We start from the raw sequence: 22,403 nt of genomic DNA on the forward strand, positions 1-22,403 counted from the left end.
TCGAAACACATTACTGAAGATGTATGAAAGGATCGACCAAAGCGGGATTCCTTTGGACTTGCGGAGCCCACATCTACGGAGAAGCTTCATAACTTTGTAGTCCTTGAAGAACTTTTCAACAGAACGAGAAATTTGGGGTTCGTTTTTGGTATCGAATGATGGTAAACTAGACATAGCACAAGCCTTTCGTTTGATATTGATGATGTTGTAGTTGAATTATATCAAGCGAACAAAGGCCTTGTGCTTTTTTTATTGGCTAAACTATTGAATTTTCAAGGTACAAGCCCACTTTTGTAAGTGGGAAGTTTAAGTATTTAAAAAATAGCTCTTTGCATTTTGAACGTGTGTTCCGTATAATAGGATTGGTTCAAAAATTACTACTCCTTCTTGTCCTTGTCCTGTTTTTGCTTAATATGATAGTAAAGGCCGAAGGAAATCAGGTTCTCATTTCCGGCGATAATCCGCTTGATGTTGGCCCGGTGGCTCCACCAGATGAGGACAACCAGGACTCCTAACATGACTGTCAAGAAGGTATCATGGAAGAAGAAGCTGGAAATAAAGATCAAGACGACTGAAATCAAGCTGCTAAAGGACACCATGCTGGTGATTAAGAGCAGGGGGATGAAGAAGCTGGCGCAGAGGCCGAAGAACTGGACATTGTAGCCCAGAAGAAAGCCCGCCGTGGTGGCCACAGCTTTGCCGCCCTTGAACTTGAGGAAGATTGAGAAGGCGTGGCCGAAAATAGCCGCTGCCCCGAAAATCAGGAACAAGTGGTGGTCACCCAAGTGGAAGATCCGGGGCAGGCAGGTGGCCAGGGTCCCCTTGAAGAAGTCAACCAGGAAGACCAGGGTGCCGGCCTTGGGGCCCAGGACTCGGAAGGTGTTGGTGGTCCCGATATTGTGCGACCCGTAATCTCGGATATCCTTGTGGTAGAAGAGCTTGCCGACCAAAACACCGGTCGGAAAAGAACCAATTAAGTATGCTAAAATTAATAGTAATGCAAATTTCATTGCAAACATCAAATCAACTCCGTTTATCATGTACCTGCTATTTTAACAAATAACGGACTGAATTGATACGAAGTTTATAATCTAAAGCTTGGAGATGTTTTATTTTGCCAAAGAACACCTATGATGATTCTTCAATTCAAATTCTGCACGGGCTGGAGGCAGTCCGCAAGCGGCCGGGGATGTATATCGGGTCAACCGACATCCACGGCTTGAACCAGCTGGTCTACGAAATCGTCGACAACTCCGTCGACGAAGCCATGGCTGGTTTTGGCCAGGAAATCAACGTGACCATCCACGAGGACAATTCCGTGACCGTGCAGGACTTCGGCCGGGGGATGCCGACAGGGATGCATGCCTCAGGCCGGCCAACCATTGAAGTCATCCTTACTGTCCTGCATGCCGGCGGCAAGTTCACGGAGCAGAACTACAAGACCTCCGGCGGTCTGCACGGGGTCGGCTCTTCCGTGGTCAACGCCCTGTCCAGCTACATGAAGGTGCACGTGGTGCGTGACGGCAAGGCCTACGAGGAAGAATTCAAAAATGGCGGTCACCCAATCGGCACCCTCCGCTGCCTGGGGGCGACCAAGGAAAAGACCGGGACCACGATCACTTTCAAGCCGGACCCTATGATTTTTTCAACGACTAAGTACAACTACGAGACCATCCAGGAAAGAATCCGGGAATCGGCCTTCCTGCTTAAAGGAGTCAAGTTTACTTTGACGGACGAGCGGACGCCAAACCACCACGACGTCTTCCAGTATGACGACGGGATTGAAAGTTTCGTTTCCTACCTCAACGAAGGCAAGGGGACGATCGGCAAGGTCTTCTACTTTGAAGGCAGCCAGGACGGGATGGAAATCGAATTTGCCGGCCAGTACAGCGATTCATACTCAGAGAACTTTGTTTCCTTCGTCAACAATGTCCGGACTGCTGACGGCGGCTCCCACGAAGTCGGGGCCAGAAGCGGCTTTACCCGGGCCTTTAACGACTATGCCAAGAAGCAGGGGCTTTTGGGCAAGAAGGACAAGAACCTGGAAGGGTCCGACTACCGGGAAGGGCTCAGCGCCGTTTTGAGCGTCAAGATCCCGGAAGAACTGCTGGAATTTGAAGGGCAGACCAAGGGTAAGCTGGGGACTCCCCAGGCCAGAAGCGCGGTCGACAGCATCGTTTACGAGAAATTGTCTTACTACCTGCTGGAAAACGGGGAATGGGCTCAGGACCTGGTCAAGAAGGCCCTAAGGGCCCGGGATGCCAGAGAGGCGGCCAAGAAGGCCAGAGATGAGTCCAGAAACGGGAAGAAACGGCACAAGAAGGAAGTCCTGTCCGGGAAATTAACCCCGGCCCAGTCCAGAAACCCTAAGAAAAACGAGCTTTTCTTAGTCGAAGGGGACTCAGCCGGCGGCAGCGCCAAGCAAGGCCGGGACCGCCGCTTCCAGGCCATCCTGCCTTTGCGGGGGAAGGTTTTGAATACCCAGCGGGCCAAGCTGGCGGATATTTTCAAGAACGAAGAAATCAACACGATGATCCATACGATCGGAGCCGGGGTCGGGACTGAATTCAAGGTTGAAGACTCCAACTACGACAAGATCATCATTATGACTGACGCCGACGACGACGGGGCCCACATTCAGATCCTGCTTTTGACCTTCTTCTACCGCTACATGCGGCCGATGATCGAAGCAGGCAAGGTCTACATTGCCCTGCCGCCGCTTTACAGAATCAGTAAGAAGCAGACCAACCTTTACGCCTGGACCGATGAAGAACGGGATGAGGATGAAAAGAAGGTGGGCAAGGGCTATGCCCTGCAGCGCTTCAAGGGGCTGGGGGAAATGAATGCTGACCAGCTCTGGGAGACGACCATGAATCCAGAAAGCCGGATGCTGATCCGGGTCAGAATCGACGATGCCCAGTTGGCTGAACGCCGGGTAACCACCTTGATGGGTGACCAGGCTTCCGCCAGAAGAAAGTGGATTGAAGAAAACGTCAAATTCCGCCTGGGCGAGGAAGAGTCGATCTTAGACAAGGTAAATGATTAGGAAGGAAGCAGTATATGCCAGAAACTCACGAGCGGATTCGTGAAATGCCTTTGGAACAGGTCATGGGCGAACGCTTTGGCCGCTATTCCAAATATATTATTCAAGAACGGGCCTTGCCGGACATCCGCGACGGGCTCAAGCCCGTGCAAAGACGGATTCTTTACGCTATGTACCGGGACGGCAATACGGCTGACAAGCCTTTTAAGAAGGCAGCCAAGGCCGTCGGTAATATCATGGGTAACTATCACCCGCACGGCGACAGCTCTATCTACGGGGCCCTGGTCTTCCTGTCTCAAGACTGGAAGATGAGAGAGCCATTGATCGAAATGCACGGCAACAACGGGTCCATGGACGGCGACAGTCCCGCCGCCATGCGTTATACGGAATCTCGCCTGGCCAAGATTTCCAATGTCCTGTTGGAGGATATCGACAAGGAAACCGTGCCAATGGTGCTCAACTTCGACGACACCGCCTATGAACCAACGGTTTTGCCAGCCCGCTTCCCTAATCTTCTGGTCAATGGATCAACTGGGATTTCTTCTGGTTACGCCACGGAAATTCCGCCCCACAACCTGGGCGAGGTTTTAGACGCCACTATCCACTTGCTCAAGCACCCGGATGCCAGCCTGGAAGACCTGATGACCTTTGTCAAAGGGCCAGACTTCCCGACTGGCGGGATCGTCATGGGCAAAAAAGGCTTGCGGGATGCCTACAAGACCGGTAAGGGCCGGATCCAGGTCCGGGCTAAGACCCATATTGAAGAGATCCGGGGCCACCGCCAGCAGATCGTGGTGACGGAAATTCCTTACCTGGTCAACAAGGCCCAGCTGGTTAAGAAGATCGATGAAATCCGGGTCAGCCGGGAACTGGACGGAATCAGCGAAGTCAGAGATGAAACTGACCGCCACGGTCTCTCTATTGTCATCGAACTTAAGAAAGACGCTGACGCCCAGAACATCCTCAACTATCTCTTGAAGAATACTGACCTCCAGGTTTCCTACAACTTCAACATGGTGGCCATTGCCCACATGACTCCAGTCCAAGTGGGCCTTAAGCGGATCCTGGCCGCCTACCTGGAGCACGAAGAAGAAGTCGTAACCAAGCGGACCCAGTTTGACTTGAAGAAGGCCTCAGACCGGCTGGAAATCATCCAGGGTTTGATCAAGGCCATGAGTATCTTGGACCAGGTGATCAAGGTCATCCGGGCTTCTAAGAACAAGGCTGACGCCAAGAAGAACCTGGTAGCGGAATTTGCCTTCACTGACCGGCAAGCCGAAGCCATCGTCTCCTTGCAGCTTTACCGCTTGACCAATACTGACGTTTTGGCCCTGCAGGCTGAAGAAGAAGAACTGACGAGCAAGATCGCAGCTTACGAGAAGATTTTGGCGGACCCGAAAGTTTTGCAAAAGGAAATCATCAAGGAACTCCGGGCCGTCAAGAAGGAATTTGGCTCAGACCGGCGCAGTGAAATCAGCGATGAAACGGCCAGAGTCGAAGTTGATGAAAAGGCCTTGATCACGGAAGAATCAGTCCGGGTCTTGATCAGCCGCGACGGCTACATCAAACGGTCCTCAATGCGGTCCTTCCAGTCAACTGAAGCCGGCGACAATGGCTTGCCGGAAACTGACCGGGTGGTTTATGAAGGGAGCCTGTCGACTTTGACCAACCTCTACCTCTTCACCAACCACGGCAATTTGATCTACCGGCCGGTGCATGAGCTGGTTGAAAGCAAGTGGAAGGATGTTGGCCAGCACTTGTCCCAGGAACTGGGCCTGGCGGCTGACGAGAGCATCATCCGGGTCTTTGCCTTGGAAGCTTTGGATGATCCAAACCTGGCCTTCCTGCTGGCCACAAACGACGGCTTTATCAAGCAGGTGGCCCTGGCTGACCTGCAGCCAACCAGAACCTATAAGTCTCGGGCAATTATGGCCATGAAGATGAAGGGGGAAGACTCCCGCGTCATTACTGTGGACATGGTCAAGACAAGTGAAAAGCGGGAAATCACCCTCTTTACCAACCAGGCCTTTGCCCTTAAATATGACATTGATGAAGTTCCGCAAGTCGGGGCCCGGGCAGCTGGGGTCAAGTCAATCAACTTGAAGGAAGACGACTATGTCGTTGCCTGCCTGGTCACTGACCCGCAATATGAAGACCTGCTCAAGGTGGGTCTGGTAACCCAAAGAGGGGCCTTCAAGCAGATGCCTCTGAAGCTGATCGGCAAGACCAGCCGGGCCAAGCGGGGCGTATTGGTTTTGCGGAACCTGAAGACCAAGCCGCACCGGATCGTGGCCTTGAAGGCTTACGGGCAAAACCATGAGCTGATCTTGATCACTTCCAGCCTGCGCAAGCAGGTCATCCGGACCAGCGACCACCCAGTCGGCGACCGGCAGAGCAACGGTTCCTTCGTCATTGATGTTAAGACAGACGGAGAGGCTAAGGAACTGCTCATGGGCCGGCCTTTACCGGACCAGGCCAGGGATGTCGGCCGCTTGCTCTAAAAAATCAAAAAGATTACGAAAAGATCGCGAAAAGATTGAACAAAGCGCTGATTTTCTAGTAGACTTAATTAGAGAGAATAATTTTAGCTAAATCTAGAAGGGAAAATTCCAAGATGGAAAAAGAACTGATTTTTGGTCACAGAAACCCAGATACTGACGCAATTGGCACGGCGATTGCCTACTCATACTTCCAAAACCAACATGGCTACAACACTGAAGCCGTTGCTTTGGGTGAAGCCAACGACGAAACTTCTTTTGCCTTGAAGAAGTTCGGCTTTGAAGCACCACGCGTGGTTAAGACTGTCGCAAATGAAGTCAAGGCCATCATGCTGGTTGACCACAACGAACCGCAACAAAGCGTTGAAGACCGGGACCAAGTCAAGGTTACCCACGTCATTGACCACCACCGGATCAGCAACTTCGCGACGATCGACCCCTTGTTCTACCGGGCTGAACCAGTAGGCTGCACTTCCACTGTTTTGTGGGAAATGTTCAAGGAACAAAACATGGAAATTCCAGCCAACATTGCTGGCATCATGCTCAGTGCCATTATTTCCGACACCTTGCTTTTGAAGTCACCAACCACTACTGACATCGACAAGGAAGCAGTTGAAGACCTGGCTAAGATTGCCGGCGTTGACTATAAGGAATACGGTTTGGAACTGCTTAAGGCCGGCACCAACATCGCCGCTAAGTCAGTTGAAGAACTGATCGACCTGGACGCCAAGAGCTTCGAACTGGGCTCAAAGACTGCCCGGATCGCTCAAGTCAACGTTGTTGACGTCCCAGAAGCCCTGGAACGCAAGGATGCCTTCCTGGCAGCCATGGAAAAGGATGCTAAGGCTAACGGCTACGACTTGTTCATGCTGGTAATTACCAACGTTTTGGACTCTGACTCAGAAGTTCTCTTCATCGGGGATGACGAAAGCAAGTCTGTCTTTGCCAAGGCCTTCGGCAAGGAATTGGTTGACTCAGAAGCCCACCTGCCAGGCGTTGTTTCCCGGAAGAAGCAAATCGTTCCGCCATTGACCCGGGCATTTGAAGCTTAATCAGCTAAATAACAAGGAAAAAGAATCCAGGAAACCTGGATTCTTTTTTTACTGATTTTTAAACATCCTACTTGTTACTACAATTTTTTAAAAAAGAAAAAGCGCGGCCAAGCCGCGCCAAAAAAATACTGTTAACAAATAAATCCAAGGGAAAATTTTGTCAACAGTTATTTCTTTAGCTCTTTATTTTTTACTCGCTTGCTTTATTTGCCAGCATATTGCTTAAGCTGGTCAAACTGATTCTTCAGTTCCAAGTCTAAGTAATATGGCTGCTTGACTGGCAGACAGCCTTGCCCATATAAGGCAAAAAGGTAGGTCAGTTCTTCCTTCCAGCGGCCGATTTCTTCATCCAGGCCATCCAGGCCCTCATTTAAAAGGGTGTGGAGGAAATGGTTGGCCACGCCTACAAATTTGCCGCCCAGGGCCAGGCCCTTGAAGACGTCCAGCGGATTTCTGACCCCGCCAGAGACGATCAGCTGCTTGGTCAAAGGCGCTGCCAAAAGGGCAGCCAGGGCCGTTGGCAGGCCACAGTCGTTCAAATACGCCATGGGGTGGGGGTTGCGGGAATTTTCGATTTGGGAAAAATTGGTGCCGCCAGCTCCCCCGATATCGAACCAGCTAAAGCCAGCTGCCTGCAATTTTTGCAGGCTGACTGGATCCAAGCCGCTGCCGACTTCCTTGACGATGACCGGTACGCCAGCTGCTTCTTTAATCTCCAGCATCCGGTCCAGCCAGACAAAGTCCCGGTCGCCTTCAGGCATGGGGATCTCCTGGGCCACGTTAAGGTGGATCTGCAGGGCATCTGCTTGCAGATCCTTGACGATCTTGGCAGCCGCTTTAGCTGGAGTTAAAGGATTAACATTAGCAAACAAGAGGCCGTCTGGATTGGCTTCTCTAGCTACGTAAAAAGACTCCAGCTGGTCTTCTTCCTTGGTCAAGATGCTGGCTGAACCCAAGGCCAGGGCAATTTGCTGCTTATTGGCAATTTCACCCAGCTGCCGGTTGATCTGCCTGGATTTTTCCGACCCGCCAGTCATCGCGTTGATGAAGAAGGGGGCGGCTAACTCTTTGCCAAACCAGGTCGTCTTGACGGCGTTCAGGTTAACCTGGCTTTCAGGCAGGGCCGGGCGGAGCAGGTGAACCTGGTCAAAGGAATTCGTTTTTTGGGCATTAAAAAACATCTGTGTCAAAGCCAGATGTTCTTCTTTTCTTATAGATCTTTGTGACATCGCAGTGCTCTTAGTAAGTTAATTCAGATTGGTGAATGTGAAATTCCAGGGGCAGGATGTTGTTCTTGACCCATTCCTTGCGGAGGCGGTCAATATCGGTGTCCTTGTTGACGATGACGATGCCGCAGTCGCCGTTGCCCGCGCCGCTGGTCTTAGCCGCGCCGCCAAACTTGTTGGCGATTTCGATCAGCTCAGTCAAGCGGGGAATTTCGATAGCAATATTGTTGATAGCGGCAAAATGCTGCAGCAAGCGGCGGTTGATGCCGATCTGCTTTTGAATCAAAGCGATGTTGGCTTCTTCAAAACCGCGGATCATCTGCAAAACGCACTTGCGTGAGTCTGCCAAAAACTTGGCGTACTCAGTCCGCAGGTTGTTCTTGTTGGCGTTAGTCTTGTCAACCAGGCGGGAAGTTGAAGCCGGCTGCTGGCTCCAGCCAATCAAGAGCTTCATGCCCTTCGGCGGAACCAGCTGCTGGATCTTCAGACCTGGCCAGGCTTCACCGACCACTGCTGACAGGGACTTGCTTGCCAGTTCTTCTTTCAGCCAGAGCTTGTTGAAGGTCTGGTAGGCGATCCAGCCGCCGTAGACGCTGGCCGCGATATCGCCGGCGCTGCCGTTGCCTTGGACTGAGTAGTGAGAAATTGTGGAGAGCTTGTAAATCAGGTCCTTGCTTGCCTGGACACCGTAAAAGCGCAAGATTGCCTTGACCGTCGCGACCGTGACCGCGGCTGAAGAACCCAGGCCATACTTCTTGCCATCTGCGGAATCCAGGTCAGAATTGACAAACAAGTCGTAAACGTCCATCTTGACCTTCTGTTCCAGGCAGTATCTTTCAGTGAAAGAAATTGCGGACAGAATGTATTCAAATGGATTGTCCCGGTTGTCGATCACTATCTTTGACCCCCGTCTGACCCAGTGAATGGAGTCCTGGGAGTATTGCTTGGAGTGAATCAAACCGGTGTCGCTGCTGCTTGGCTTGATTGAGACCCTGACGTATTGGTCAAGGGCGACCAGAATGGCTGGACAATCTTGTTCCAAGACAGCGTATTCCCCGGCAATGTAAAGTTTGCCTGGCGCTTTTTCAGTAATCACAAAAACTCTTCCTCTTATTCTTTTAATTTTTTCTTTTTATATTACGTCCTAAGACATTATAGACAATTAAATAAGCTTTAGTCCAACAGAGTGACTGCTGGACCAAAACCTGCCTCAATAATCTTAACACGATCAAAGGAGGACTCAAAGCAATTAATAATATCTTTAGAATTTTGTCCCTGGCAGAGGACCTTGACGTTCGGGCCGGCGTCAATGGTGTAGTAGCACTCCAGCCCTTGCTGGCGCAGGTCCTGGACCAGCTTGATGGCCTTGATGGTATTCGGTTCAAAATAGGTGAAGCCGGGGACAGCGGTGAAGGTTAAAGCATGCATCTCACTGGCATTTAATTCAGCCAGAGAACCCAATTTGCTAAAGTCAGCCTGCTTAATCGCTTCTTCCATCTCCTTGATCTCACTGTCATTTCTGTCCAGCCAGACCTGGTAGAAGGGGGAGCTCTTGCTCATTTCCATCCCCTTGGTTGAAGAAATCTTCTTTTCCTGGTCGTTGATTTCAACAGCCAAAAGGCGCAGGTCCATGTCCGGCTCTTCATCCAACGGGTAGGCGTAAGAAGTCTGGTCGCTATCGCCTTTTTGCCAGACGGAAAAACCGCCGAAAACAGATCTTGAAGCTGAGCCCGATCCCATCCTGGCCATTCTGGACAATTCCCGCCGGTCAACGCCTAACTGGTAGTGGTCGGCAAAAGCCGCTGCCATGGAGGCGAAGGCAGAGCTGGAAGAGGCCAGGCCAGCCGCGGTTGGCACCTGGTTGACCGATTCAACCGCCAAATTTCCCTTGACTTCGAAGCGGTCCTGCATGGCCCGGAGGTAGGCGAAAACGCGGTCAGCGGCTGGACCGGAAACGGCTTGGCCGTTTAATTTAAAAGACATTTGCTCGCTGTCTGAGATTTTGGTGTCGCTATAGAAGGCATCCAGGGTCATGGACAGGCTGGACATGAGCGGCAGGCGCAATTTGGCGTCCTTCTTGCCCCAGTACTTGATCAAGGCGATATTGGTATGGGCGCGGGCAGTTTTACTCATCTGTTTCACATTCCTTTACTGTGTAATTCTGTTTTTAATAATTTTTGGGCAAAAATTAAATCTCTTCAATCCAGTAGTTACTGATTTCTGCTTGGCAAGCTTGGGCAATCTCTTCGCAAGAAGCGGCATCCTTGCAAAGGGCGATGACGATTCCGCCCAGGCCGCCGCCAGACAACTTGCAGCCTAAAGCTCCGCCTTTATCAGCAATCTGGCAGATCCGGTCGATCTTGCTTGTCGACAAGTTAAAGGAAGCTAAAAGCTCCTGGGCCTCATTGAAGAATTTACCAACGGTCTCCGGGTCTTGCTCAAGCCAGGCAGCTTTGACATCGTCAGCCAGTTGTCCCAGCTTGCGCATTCTAACTTGCGCGTCAGGTGACTCATTTAAAAGCTTGGCGACCATAGTGACGGCTTCTCTGGTATTGCCCAAATCGCCCGTGTCCATGATCAAAAGGCTGGCACCTAATTTTAAGGAGAGCTTTTTTACGCCCTTTTGTTTATTAAAAAAGACCAGGTAATCGGAATTGACCGTGGCCGCGTCCAGTCCGGAAGCCTTGCCGTGGTTGATCGCTTCTGCCTGGTTGGTGATGTCCATAACTTCACTTGCACTTAACTTCAAGCCCAGGTATTGGCTCAAGGCCACGGTAGTACCGTAAGCGACGGTAGCTGAGGAGCCAAGTCCGCGCTCCATGGGAATTTCCCCGGTATAGGTAAGCTTGATCTGGGGATTTTTCCCGCTTCTAGTCAAAAGCTCCTTGACGACATACTTAAGGCCGTTATAGTCAGCAGGCGCGTCAAAAAAAGGACCCTGGTAGAGCTTGGTGTCCATCCAGACCGGGCCGGGATAATCACTGACGGTCGTCTTGATGTGCAGGGCCTGAATTGGCATAGCCAGGGCGTCATAGCCGTAAACAACGGAATGCTCGCCGATCAAAATTACTTTTCCATGAGCAGTACATGAAGTCTGCAAAAAGAATCACCTCAAAAAATTAATTTGTTAGTTCGGTTAACGTTTGCTTAGAATCAATGGCAATCAGTTCCCAAAAAGGAAAGAGATTGATAAAATTTAGATTGACCGATCAGTCAACAAAGGAGTGGAAGCAATGATCAAAATTATAACCGGCAGACAGTCCGATCCCCTGCAAACTGAGATCATCGGCCGGGCTGCCCGCAATTATCTGGCCCAGCCCGGCAAAGATACCTTTATTATTGTTCCAAACCATATCAAGTTTAACACAGAAGTTGCCGCAATAGGCAAAGTCGCCCAACTTCAAGGGCGGGAAGAGACCAGCGTCAAGAACCTGCACGTCCTGTCCTTCTCCCGTCTGGCCTGGTTTTTCTTTAAAAAGGCCGACCTGCTCATGCCTGAAAGCCTGGATGACGCTGCCGCGACCATGATTTTGGAGCAGATCATCGACAAGCGCAGAGATGAACTGCTGCTTTTCAAAAATTCCCACGCCAATTCCGGCATGATTAAGCAGGTCTACAGCACGATCCTGCAGGTTCATACCGGCCAGCTGGACCTGGGCAATCTTTTGGAGCGGGCAGCCGACCCGGCGGTGGCCTTGGACCTGGATAATGAGACCAGGGACAAGCTGCACGACCTGGACTTGATCTACCAGGACTTTTTAGAAATCGTCAGTGAAAAGCACTTCGCCACCAAGGATGAACTGAACATCCAGCTGAACCAGCTTTTGGCCAGCCGGCCGGACCTGGTCAGCCAGGCCAGCTTCTACGTGACTGATTTCTCCCATTTTTCCATTCAGGAAAAAATGACCATGCAGCTGCTGGCAGCTTTTGCCAGCGAGATGACCTTCGCCTTCAAGACGGCTGACGGCAGCGTGATTGAGCCGGCCGCCGGGGAATACGACTATGTGGTTCAGAAGACGATCAAGGACTTGACCGGCTACTTTTCCGCCCATGACTTTGCCTGGGAGAGAGAAAAAATCGCCAGTCCAGTCAGTCCGGCCAGGGACTTGAACCAGGCCTGGCAGGGACAGGGCCAGCCGGATTTAGATAACCTCCAGCTGGTTAAAGCAGATTCCCGCTACGCTGAAGCATATTTCGTGGCCCGGACCATCTATGACGAGGTGGCTTTAAAGGGCTGCCAGTACCGAGACTTTTTGGTCCTGGCCCCGAATTTGCAGGAGTATGAAACTTACCTGGCTCCGATTTTGCGGCAAAACCAGATTCCCTTCTTTGACGACCTGCAGCAGCAGATGAAGTACCACCCCTTGGTGCTTTTGCTGGAAAATTTGGGCAAGCTCCTCCAGCAGGCAGGAGACACGCCATCTCTTTTGAGCATCATGAAGACCCGCCTCTTGATCCCTGACTGGTATTTAGAAGGGGATGCAGAAGCCGGGGAAGCCGCGTATTTGCGCGACGTCGACCAGCTGGAAAACTTTGCCCTGGCCCACGGAATCAAGTACAGCCTTTGGCAAAAGCCACTCAAGGACTTTACCAAAGCCCAGGTCATCGCCCTAGACCAAGAACAGTACCAAAAGTGGCTGGACCGCTTGGACAAGCTACGGGACTTCTTTGTCAGCAAGATCTCCCGGCTTGCCCGCCAGCTGAAGAGTGAAAAAGACAGTATGACCGCCGTCAAGCTCTTTTTTGACTTCTTGGTCAAAAACGGGGTCAGCGCCCGCCTGGAAGCCTGGCGCTTAAAGGCCAGCGAGAGCGGAGACCTGCAGCAGGCCCAGCAGCCGGAGCAGTGCTGGAATCTGCTTTTGTCTTTGCTCAAAGACTACCTCTTGGTCAACCCGGAAAACTTTGCCTGGGCTGACTTCTTTAAGATGCTGACGGCAGCCTTTTCCCAGGCCAATTTCGCGACGATTCCGGCCAGCCTGGACGCCGTCACCTTGTCAGAATACGGGATGGTGCAGACCAGCGGCTACAAGCAGGTCTTCATCATCGGAGCAGCCAATGGCAGCCTGCCGCAAATCAACGACCAGCCCAACTTTTTGACTACGGAAAACCTGGCCAGCCTGGCAGACTTTTTTGACCAGGAGGCCTACCTGGAAGACAGTCAGCAGCTGCGCAACCTGGACCAGGAATACCAATTTGGCAATGCCCTGGCCCTGGCCTCTGACCGGGTCTACATCTCCTATCCGGTGATCAATTCCAATAATGACTTGCTGGATCCTTCCATTTACTACAAGCGCCTGCTGAAGCTGGTTAACGGCCGGGAATACCGGCAAAGGGACCTGCCAGATACCGCTGAAAAAGACCGGACTGAATTTGCCCGCCAGCTTTTGCTCTTTTTGACCAGTCCAAGGGCCAGCTTAGGCTACCTGGCCTATGCTGAGGAAAATTCCGCCCAAAGCCCGCTGGTGGCCAAGCTGGTCGAACTCAGCCGGCAGTATGAGGAAGAAAAGGCTGAGGAAATCGCGGAAGGGATGGCCTATGACAATAACCCGCAAGACATCTCAGAAGACCTGGCTGAGCGCCTGTACGGCAAGGACCTGTTGTCTTCAGTCTCCCAGCTGGAAAGCTACTACCAGAATTCTTTTGAATACTTCCTTAACTATGGCCTCCGCCTGCGGCCCCGGGCAGAAAATGAGCTGAATGCCATCCAGTCCGGTAACTACTTCCACCGGACCTTTGAGCTTTTGCTCAAGGAAATGCAAAAGAAAAATATCGAAATTGACAAGCTCAGCGAGCTGGACTTGGAGCTTTTGCTCAAGCAAGTCAGAAGCAAGATCCTGCAAGAACCACTCTACCAGCAGTTCTTGCGTGATCCTTTCAATGAATATCTTTTCAAGGCCTTTGACAAGACGACCAGTAAGGTGGCCCAAAGCTACCGGCGCAAGCAGCAGGAAAACAAGATGCGGGCTACTTACGGGGAACTGGCCTTTGGCCCGGCTGAAAAGCTGGCCGGCCTGGTCTTGCCTTTGAAGAAGTTTGCCGGCCAGCGGAAGATCAGCCTCCGGGGCAAGATCGACCGGGTCGACCTCTTTAATGGGGACCAGCACGTTTTAGGCCAGCTGATCGACTACAAGTCTTCCGACCACAGCTTCAACCTGGCCCGTTTTGCCAGCGGGGTGGACCTGCAGATGATCGCCTATTTGGACGTTCTGGAGAAGAACCAGGACCTCCTGGCCGGCGGGCGGCAGTTTGACCTCCTGGGGGCCTTTTACCAATATGTCACCCGGAAGCTGAATTCCATCAACTCCTCATCAACTGGCGCCTTGTTTGACAGCAAGCTGCAGCTGAAAGAGAACCTTTTGGGCGGGGAAGACAAGTTGAAATTGTCCGGGGTCTTTATCAGTGAGCCAGCCTGGTACCAGGAAGTCGACAAAGCCCTTGAGAAAAAGGCAAGCAGTCCGGTTTACCGGGGCCTCAAACTGAACAAGAGCGGCGGCTTTGGCAAAAAAGACAACTTCTTCAGCCAAGATGAGATGCAGGAGCTGCTGGAATACGTCGAAGCCTTGATTGAGGACGCGGCCAGCGAGATTTTAAGTGGGAAGATTGCCTTGAATCCTTTCCGGCAAGGCAACAATACCGGCCTGGCATTTAGCGACTACAAGGATATCTTCTACTTTGACCAGCAGCTACCAACTAACTCTTACCGGGACCTGCCAAGCCTTAAAAAGGCAGATCTGCTGGCTTTGGTAGAAAAGCGGCTGCGGCAGAGGAGATAAGGAATGGTACATAGAAAGGAAATAGCATGGCTGTAAAATATACACCAGACCAGGCCAGGGCCATTGAAAGCCGGGGGCAGGACATTTTGGTTTCAGCCTCTGCCGGCTCAGGCAAAACCAGTGTTTTGGTTGAACGGGTCATCCGGGAAATCATGGACGACCACTTGGAGGTTAACCAGCTCCTGGTCATTACCTTTACCCGGGCGGCCGCCAGTGAAATGAAGCAGCGGATCAAGCAGCGCCTGCAGGACCGCCTGCAAGAAGAAACAGATGCCAGCCAGGCCGACTTTTTGCGCCGGCAGCTGGCTGAAATCGATACCGCGATTATTTCCACGATCGACTCTTTCTGTTTGGACGTCATCCGCCGCTTTTACTTCGCGATCGACATCGACCCGGACTTCAGCATTTTGACTGACGCCACCCAGATTGAGCTCTTAAAGGAAAGAGCCTTGAGGGATGTCGAAAACGACTACCTGCAAAATGAGAACCAAGCGAAAAAAGACCGTTTCCTGGCCCTCTATGATGCCTTTGCCGGCGACAGCGACGCCAATTCAGCCAGAGACTTGCTTTTGGATTTATACCAGTTTGCCATGGCCCGGCCCAACTACCGGGCTTGGCTGCAAAAGCTGGCTGCCCCTTACCAGCTGGAGACCAGCGACGTCGTTGACAGCGCCCTATGGCAGGAGAAAATCAAGCCTTACCTGGAGGAAGAATTTTCCAACCTGGCGGACAAGCTGACGGCTTTGATGGCCGAAGCCGACTTTGACCATGAAAAGTTTGCCAAGTACCAGCCAGCTTTTACGGCTTTTGCCACCAGTCTGGCCAGCTACCGGGAGAGCCTGGCCACAGATGATCCCTTTGACCGGCAAAGAGAGCTGCTGGCGGCCTGCCAGTTTGACGGGACCCTGCGGACTAACAAGGAGATCGCCGACTTTGTCGAGGAGGCAAAGGAGGTTAAAGAAGCTGGCAAGCAGCTGGTCTTTAATGTCTATACCAGTTTTTACGCAAGCAGCAATGCTGACCAGCAGGCCCTCTTAGCCAAGGGGGCAGAAATCGCCTCCGCGGCAGCAGAAGTTGAACTGGCCTTTATTGACCGCTTTAACGAATTGAAGCGGGCTGACCGGGTCCTGGACTTCAGCGACATGGAGCAGTTGGCCTATGAAATTCTGACCCAGGACAGTTCAAACTCTGACCTGGCCCGGGCCTACTACCAAAGCCGCTTCAAGGAAATCATGGTCGATGAATACCAGGACACCAACGCCCTGCAAGACGGCTTGATCCAGCGGCTGAAAAAAGCGGGGAAGAACAACCTCTTCATGGTCGGGGACGTCAAGCAGTCAATCTACGGATTCCGCCAGGCGGAACCCAGCCTGTTTATCGCAAAATACGATGAATATGGCCAGGAAAATTCGGCTGGCAAGCAGCGGATTATTTTTGCTGAAAACTTCCGCTCCAGCCAGCCGGTCACCCAAGCTGTTAACTTGATCTTTGACAGCCTCTTAACCAAGGACTTCGGGGGGATTGACTACCAAAAAGAAGGGCAGCTGAAATTCGCGGCTGGCTATGACCCAGAGGCGGCCCTGCCGACTGAAACAGAAGTCCTCTACCAGGAAGATTCATCTGCAACAGATGATGACGGGGAATTGAACCAGGGCGATTTAGCCATGGTCATCAGCCGGATTCAGAAGCTGATCGCTGACCAGACGCCAATTTTTGACCCGAAGACCGGGCAGACCCGGCCGGTCAGCTATGGGGACATCGCCATCTTAACCCGGTCCAAGACCAGCAACCTGGACATCAAGCAGGAATTTGACCGCTACGGGGTCCCGCTCTTTGTCATGGATGTCCAGAACTACTTCCAGACCTTTGAATTGACGGTCATCATGTCCTACTTGAAGATCATCGACAACCCGGACCAGGATATTCCCCTGGTGGCGGTTTTGCGGTCTCCGATTTTTAACTTCTCCAGTTCAGATCTGGCCGAAATCCGCCTGGTCAACAAGAGCGTCAGCTTCTACACGGCTTTAAGAACTTATGCTAAAAAAGATACAGATCTGGCTGCCCGCTGCCGAGACTTTTTGGCCCAATTGCAGGACCTTCGCGACTTTTCCTTGAGCCACCGGATTTCAGAACTGCTCTGGACCATTTACGAGCGGACCAGCTTTTTGGAAATCGTGACGGCCATGACCAACGGCCAGCAGCGCCGGCTCAACTTGACTGCCTTGTACGAAAGAGCCAGCGCCTACGAAAGTTCGGGCTTCAAGGACCTTTACCAGTTCATCAACTTTATTGCCAGAATGCGGAAGAACCAGAAGGATCTGGCCCAGCCGATCCTGAGCGAAAATGCCGGCAACTCAGTCAAGCTGATGACCATCCATGCCTCAAAGGGGCTGGAATTCCCGGTCGTCTTTGTCTTGGGCCTGGAGCACCGCTACAATTACCAGCAAGACATTACCGGCAGCTATGTCTTAGATGCCAGCGGCCTGGGCCTGTCCTTTGCCTATCCCTTTGATGAAGCGGAATACCGGGCAGATACTTTGGCTAATGCTTGGCTGAAGATTGCCAAAAAGCAGAAGTTGCTGGAAGAAGAAGCCCGCCTGCTTTACGTAGCTTTGACTCGGGCCAAGCAGAAGCTGATTTTGGCGGCAAATATCAAGCTGCCAGCCAGAACCGACTTGGCGGGCCTGGAAGAGAAGTGGGCCAAGAAAATTTCTACTGGCCGCCTGCCTCTTTTGGATAAGATGAAGGTAGCCAAGCCCCTGGACTTTTTGGCCCCGGCTTTAGCCCGCGCCAAGCAGGTGAAGCGGCTGGGTGAAAAAGCCGTCAGCGACCTGGCGACAGGCCAAGAAGGCAGTCTGGTCTTTGTTCACTTTGACCCCAAGAAAGACCAGGCCCGATTGCCGGATAGTGAGGCCGTGGCGGCCAGCGGGGCAGACTTGACGGAAGATGAAGCAGCCGTCTTTAAGCAGGCAGAAAAGCTCTATGCCTTCAGCCAGGGCGGCTATCCTTACTTGGATGCCAGCCGGACCACGGCCTACCAGGCGGTGTCTGAAATCAAGAAGGCTTTTGGCGACCCGATCGAAGACGAACTGGCTGACTCCCACATTTCGGAACTGCAGTCAGCCAACCGCTACCTGCAGCCGATCGATACTGAACCTGACTTCCTCTTCCAAAATACGGTCAGCTCAGCTGAACTGGGGACAGCCAGCCACCTGGTCTTGCAGTATTATGACTATGCCAAAGGCGACAAGGATGCCATTGACAGCTGCATTGCCGGCCTGGTGGAAAAGGGCCGGCTGAGCCAGACCTTGGCCAGCAAGCTGGACCGGGAAGCCTTGTCCTGGTTTGTCAAGAGCGACTTTGCCAAAGACTTTTACCGGCAGCCTGACCGCCTCCACCGGGAGGAAAATTTTGCCACCATCCTGTCGCCGAAGACTTTATTTAAGGATTTCAGCGATTTTCCAGGAAAAATTTTGGTTCACGGGACAATCGATGGCTATTATGAAGCGGAGAATGGTATCATTTTATTTGACTACAAGACTGACCACGTGAACCCGCGTAAGCAGGAGGAAGCAATTCAGAAGCTGAAAGAGAAGTACCAGGGCCAGTTGCGCCTTTATGAGCGGGCCTTGAATGAATCTGGCCGGCTGCCTGTTTTGAAAAAGTACCTGGTGCTTTTAAGCTGCCGGGAAATTGTTGAAGTTGATTAGAAGTTTTTAGGAGTGAAAGGAGCGGAAAATAGTGGATTTTTTTGCCGGCGAAAGCTTCGCGGTCGTTGACTTGGAAACGACCGGGACGCGCAAGGAAGAGGGGGATCGGATCATCCAGTTTGGCTGCGCCATAGTCAAAGATGGTGAAGTGGTTAAAACTTATTCCTTCATGATGAACCCCCACCGGAAAATTCCCCTGGCCGTGACCAATTTGACCGGTATCGACCAGAAGATGGTGGCCGGCCAGGCTGATTTCAAGCACTATGCCCCGAAGATCCGCGAGATCCTGCAGGATACGGTTTTCGTGGCCCATAACGTCAATTTCGACTTTCCTTTCTTGAACTACGAATTGACCAATGCCGGCTTTGAGGCCTTGACCTGCAAGGCGGTTGACACGGTTGAACTGGCCAAGATCGCCTTTCCGACCCTGCCTTCTTACAAGTTGCGGGACTTGACGGCCAGTCTGGAGATCAAGCACGCCAACCCCCACAAGGCGGATTCTGACGCCTATGGGACAGCCGTCTTGCTCTTGAAGATCATCGACAAGCTGGCTTCTTTGCCCCAGGCAACTTTGAATGTTCTGGGCTCTTTGGCCAGTGGCCTTATCCGGGACACGGGGGACGTGATCAAGGTGATTGCTGACCAGTCCCGGCAAAGCAGGCGCAAACTGCCCAAAGACAAGATGCAGGTCCGCAACCTGGTCTTAAAGAGGCAGGAGATTCCGGCGGTTGAACATGGGGAAAATGGGCATTTTCCAGTTAAAGACACGGACAAACGCAAGCTTTTTAAAGGCAAGATCAATTACCGGCAAGCCCAAGTGGACCTAATCGACCGCTTGCACGACTTTGTCGAAGATGCCGGGCAAAGGGTCATGCTGGCTGAAGCGCCAAACGGGACAGGGAAGACTTTTGCCTACCTTTTCGCCTACGCCTACCAGCTCTATTCCGGCAAAAAATTAGTAATTGCTACACCGACCAAGGTCCTCCAGCAGCAGCTCCTAGACCAGGAAATTCCCCAGCTCCTGCGGGTTACGGGTCTTGGCTTAAACGCGGAAATGGTCAAGTCCAGCAGCCACTACCTGGATTTAGACGGTTTTGCCCAGACTCTCTACCAGAATTCGCCCAACAAGGCGACCTTGCTCTTGCAGATGCAGATCCTGGTCTGGCTGACAGAAACGACAACTGGGGACATGGATGAATTGCAGCTGACCAGCCAGCAGCTGCCGATTTTTAACCAGCTCAAGCACCCGGGGGATGCCCGGGTGGCCAGCCAGTTTGCCAGCGTTGACTTCTGGAACCTGGCCCGCCGCCGGCAGGAGCAGGCCAACATTTTGGTGACTAACCACGCCTACCTGGTCAACCACTACATGGACTCCATCTGGGGGCAGAATCCTTACCTGGTAATTGACGAAGCCCACCGCTTCAGCGAAAACCTGCAGACGGCCCGGATGGACTCCCTGCGCCTGGAAGCAATTTGGGGCAGCATCAGCCACCTGCGCAATTTGCTCTACTTTACGGACAATAACCTGCTCAGACAAAGCGAGGAAAATGTCCAGCTGCAGTTCATGCTGGACCTCTTGGACCAGGAAAGCCTGGACTTGATTCACAGCTTGAACCGGATGCAAAAGTACCTCTACCAGCACAAGGGGCAGGCGATCAGCCAGGTTGTTTTGCCCAACAAGAGCCTGCAGCTGACCATCCAGGGCCAGGATCTCTTCCCGGAAAACTCTCAGTTCCGGCCACTTCTTAGACAGTTCCAGCAGCAATTGGAGCAGGTCCGGATCCATACCAACCAGATCCGCTACTTGCTGGAGCAGGAAAAGGACCGCTTTTTAACTGATGAGGAATCTTTGCTGGAAGAATTGAATGACCAGGTCGACCTGCTGGAATTCTACACGGGAAAGAGCTACCAGCTGTCTGACCTCTTGAACCAGCCGCTCTTGGATCATTTGGGCTTCGTGGTCAACGTGACCAACCCCGAAGATGCTCTCAGCAGCAACCTCCACTGGCTCAGCCTGGACAGTTCTGAAGAATTGCATAAAATTTACGACCGCTTTGACCATATCAGCATGATCAGTGCGACAATAACTAATGACGGCAATTTTGCCTTTGCCAAGCAGTTCCTGGCCCTGCCAAATTTGGGTGTCTCCTGCTACAAGGGCAAGGCCAGCTTCCCCATGGCTGACCATCTGGAGATTCTGGCCATGGACGAGGGGCAGCCGGAACCAGACAGCCCGCGTTTTTTGGAAGAATTGAAAAATATCCTGACCAAGGACTTAAGCGGGCAAAAGCACGTTTTGTGCCTGTTTACCAATCTGGACTTGATCAAGCAGCTCTACTTTGAACTGCTGAATGATCCCCGGGTTAAGGACTATGAGCTCCTGGCCCAGGGCTTGACGGGGTCAAATGAGCGGATCACCCGCCGCTTTGTCATCGCTGAACGGTCAATCTTGCTGGGGGCGGATAGCTTCTGGGAAGGGGTGGACTTCCACAATTGCGGGATTGACCTGGTTATCGCGACCCGCCTGCCATTTGAGTCCCCGGACCTGCCGGAGGTTAGCCTCAGGCAGCACTACCTGGCCCAAAGAGGCTGGGATGTCTTTCAAGAGGACTCTTTGCCCCGGGCGGTTCTCCGCCTGCGGCAGGGATGCGGCCGCTTGATCCGGGGCGAGGATGATCATGGGCAGTTTTTGATCCTGGATCCCCGGATCTGGACCAAGAGTTATGGCCCGGCCTTTAGGTCCAGCCTGCCGGCTCCGGTGCAAAGGGTTAAAGCGAGTGAGTTAAAAAAGAAGTTGAAGTTCGAGAGGAAAAATGCTTAACGAAAGAGTCAAAAATGTCTTGCAGTATCTGGCCTGGCTGGTCTTCTTCCTGTTTTTGCTTTACGCGGGAACAGTGGCGGTTGTTGCTAAGGCAGCCAAGCCGTACAGTCAGCAGAAAGAGAAAGTCGCCAAGCTGGTCAAGCAGACTTCCATGAAGCAAATTGACAAGTACTACCATTTGAGCCGGGGCGTCAAGTCATATTCAGCCAGCGGGAAAACCAGTAAGGGTAAGGCGGCTTACTTCATCTACCTGCCGGGTAAACATAAGGCCTACTATTATTCAGCTAGTGACGGCGTCAGCGAAAGCACGGTCAAATCCAGCTTTCAGAAGTCTTACCCAAAAAAGGCCATCAAGGAAGTCAACCTAGGCTGGTATCAAAAGCAGGCCGTCTGGGAAGTCACGGCAGTCAACGCAGACGGCAGCTACTGCTATGCCATCTACAAGTTCAAGGATGGCCAGCTCCTGTCTCTGGTCGATAAGTTATAGAAGATCAGGTAAAAATCTGCTATCATGGATAGAGTTATAAAAATAAGGTGGAATTAAAAGAATGACAGAATTGATTTCAATCAGAGAATCAGCCAAGCACGTTGACGAAGAAGTCAGAATGCACGTCTGGCTGACCGACAAGCGGTCCAGCGGGAAGATCGTCTTCCTGCAATTAAGAGACGGTACGGCCTTCTTCCAAGGCGTTGTCCGCAAGAACGATGTCAGTGAGGAAGTTTTTGAAGCAGCCAAGGGCCTGCGCCAGGAAGCAAGCTTCTACCTCACCGGGATCATCCATGAAGACGCCCGGTCCCACTTTGGCTACGAAATCCAGATCAGCGACCTGGAAGTCGTCTCAAACAACGAAGGCTACCCGATCACCAACAAGGAACACGGGATCGACTTCCTTTTGGACCACCGTCACCTCTGGCTGAGAAGCCGGCGGCCATTCGCCATCATGCAGATCAGAAACCGGATCTTCAAGGCTACGGTCGACTTCTTTGAAAACGAAGGCTTCGTGAAGTTTGACGCCCCGCTTCTGATGCACTCAGCGCCAGAAGGGACCACGGAACTCTTCCATATCGACTACTTCGACCACGACGCTTACCTGTCACAATCCGGCCAGCTTTACGGGGAAGTCGGGGCAGAAGCCTTCGGCAAGATCTTTACCTTCGGGCCAACCTTCCGGGCGGAAGCTTCCAAGACCCGCCGGCACTTAACTGAATTCTGGATGATGGAACCGGAAATGGCCTGGATGCACCAAGATGAATCCCTGGACCTGCAGGAACGCTTCCTG

General features: G+C 52.2%; 13 protein-coding genes and 1 pseudogene. 8 read left to right on the forward strand and 6 right to left on the reverse strand.

Features of this window, described 5'->3' with window-relative positions; genetic code table 11:
• A pseudogene (locus DS743_RS09260) lies at nucleotides 1-174 on the reverse strand (IS4 family transposase); the annotation flags it as partial.
• A gap of 203 nt (nucleotides 175-377) precedes the next feature.
• Nucleotides 378-1,019 carry a glycerol-3-phosphate 1-O-acyltransferase PlsY gene (gene plsY / locus DS743_RS03330; RefSeq protein ID WP_035184293.1) on the reverse strand — a complete coding sequence of 214 codons (642 nt, stop codon included), beginning with the start codon at nucleotides 1,017-1,019 and terminating at the stop codon, nucleotides 378-380.
• Between the two features lie 92 nt (nucleotides 1,020-1,111).
• Between plsY and parE the strand changes: the two genes are divergently transcribed.
• The 3 genes from parE to DS743_RS03345 all read left to right on the forward strand — a co-directional run bounded on the left by parE (nucleotide 1,112) and on the right by DS743_RS03345 (nucleotide 6,593).
• A complete protein-coding gene (gene parE / locus DS743_RS03335) occupies nucleotides 1,112-3,046 on the forward strand; it encodes a DNA topoisomerase IV subunit B (RefSeq protein ID WP_130137417.1) in 1,935 nt (644 codons plus the stop codon).
• Between the two features lie 14 nt (nucleotides 3,047-3,060).
• On the forward strand, nucleotides 3,061-5,544 hold the full coding sequence (parC, locus tag DS743_RS03340; RefSeq protein ID WP_035184299.1) for a DNA topoisomerase IV subunit A: 2,484 nt from the start codon (nucleotides 3,061-3,063) through the stop codon (nucleotides 5,542-5,544).
• A 113-nt stretch (nucleotides 5,545-5,657) separates the two neighbouring features.
• A complete protein-coding gene (locus DS743_RS03345) occupies nucleotides 5,658-6,593 on the forward strand; it encodes a manganese-dependent inorganic pyrophosphatase (protein WP_035184302.1) in 936 nt (311 codons plus the stop codon).
• 203 nt (nucleotides 6,594-6,796) lie between these two features.
• On the opposite strand, the gene fni is transcribed toward DS743_RS03345, so the two are convergent.
• The 4 genes from fni to mvk all read right to left on the reverse strand — a co-directional run bounded on the left by fni (nucleotide 6,797) and on the right by mvk (nucleotide 10,919).
• Nucleotides 6,797-7,822 carry a type 2 isopentenyl-diphosphate Delta-isomerase gene (gene fni, locus DS743_RS03350; RefSeq protein WP_072544202.1) on the reverse strand — a complete coding sequence of 342 codons (1,026 nt, stop codon included), beginning with the start codon at nucleotides 7,820-7,822 and terminating at the stop codon, nucleotides 6,797-6,799.
• A 10-nt stretch (nucleotides 7,823-7,832) separates the two neighbouring features.
• Complete coding sequence (locus tag DS743_RS03355) at nucleotides 7,833-8,915, reverse strand: phosphomevalonate kinase (RefSeq protein ID WP_003615027.1); 1,083 nt, start codon at nucleotides 8,913-8,915, stop codon at nucleotides 7,833-7,835.
• Between the two features lie 77 nt (nucleotides 8,916-8,992).
• Nucleotides 8,993-9,952 carry a diphosphomevalonate decarboxylase gene (mvaD, locus tag DS743_RS03360; RefSeq protein ID WP_035184312.1) on the reverse strand — a complete coding sequence of 320 codons (960 nt, stop codon included), beginning with the start codon at nucleotides 9,950-9,952 and terminating at the stop codon, nucleotides 8,993-8,995.
• Between the two features lie 55 nt (nucleotides 9,953-10,007).
• Nucleotides 10,008-10,919: a mevalonate kinase gene (gene mvk / locus DS743_RS03365; RefSeq protein WP_035184315.1), complete on the reverse strand. Its 912-nt coding sequence runs from the start codon at nucleotides 10,917-10,919 to the stop codon at nucleotides 10,008-10,010.
• A gap of 133 nt (nucleotides 10,920-11,052) precedes the next feature.
• On the opposite strand from mvk, the gene DS743_RS03370 reads away from it, so the two are divergent.
• From DS743_RS03370 to DS743_RS03390, 5 genes are all read left to right on the forward strand, one after another.
• Nucleotides 11,053-14,592 (forward strand): PD-(D/E)XK nuclease family protein, encoded by a 3,540-nt coding sequence (locus tag DS743_RS03370; RefSeq protein ID WP_035184317.1) that lies wholly within the window; start codon nucleotides 11,053-11,055, stop codon nucleotides 14,590-14,592.
• 26 nt (nucleotides 14,593-14,618) lie between these two features.
• Complete coding sequence (addA, locus tag DS743_RS03375; RefSeq protein ID WP_072544201.1) at nucleotides 14,619-18,302, forward strand: helicase-exonuclease AddAB subunit AddA; 3,684 nt, start codon at nucleotides 14,619-14,621, stop codon at nucleotides 18,300-18,302.
• A gap of 28 nt (nucleotides 18,303-18,330) precedes the next feature.
• Nucleotides 18,331-21,123 carry a helicase C-terminal domain-containing protein gene (locus DS743_RS03380; protein WP_035184324.1) on the forward strand — a complete coding sequence of 931 codons (2,793 nt, stop codon included), beginning with the start codon at nucleotides 18,331-18,333 and terminating at the stop codon, nucleotides 21,121-21,123.
• Nucleotides 21,116-21,610, forward strand: coding sequence for a hypothetical protein (locus DS743_RS03385; protein ID WP_035184327.1), 495 nt, complete (start codon nucleotides 21,116-21,118; stop codon nucleotides 21,608-21,610). The genes DS743_RS03380 and DS743_RS03385 overlap by 8 nt, the downstream gene beginning before the upstream one ends.
• Nucleotides 21,611-21,671: 61 nt before the next feature.
• Nucleotides 21,672-22,403 (forward strand): amino acid--tRNA ligase-related protein (locus tag DS743_RS03390; RefSeq protein ID WP_258945810.1); only part of this gene is annotated, 732 nt, incomplete at its 3' end.

The sequence above is a fragment of the Lactobacillus leichmannii genome (assembly GCF_024701915.1).
Classification (GTDB): domain Bacteria; phylum Bacillota; class Bacilli; order Lactobacillales; family Lactobacillaceae; genus Lactobacillus; species Lactobacillus delbrueckii.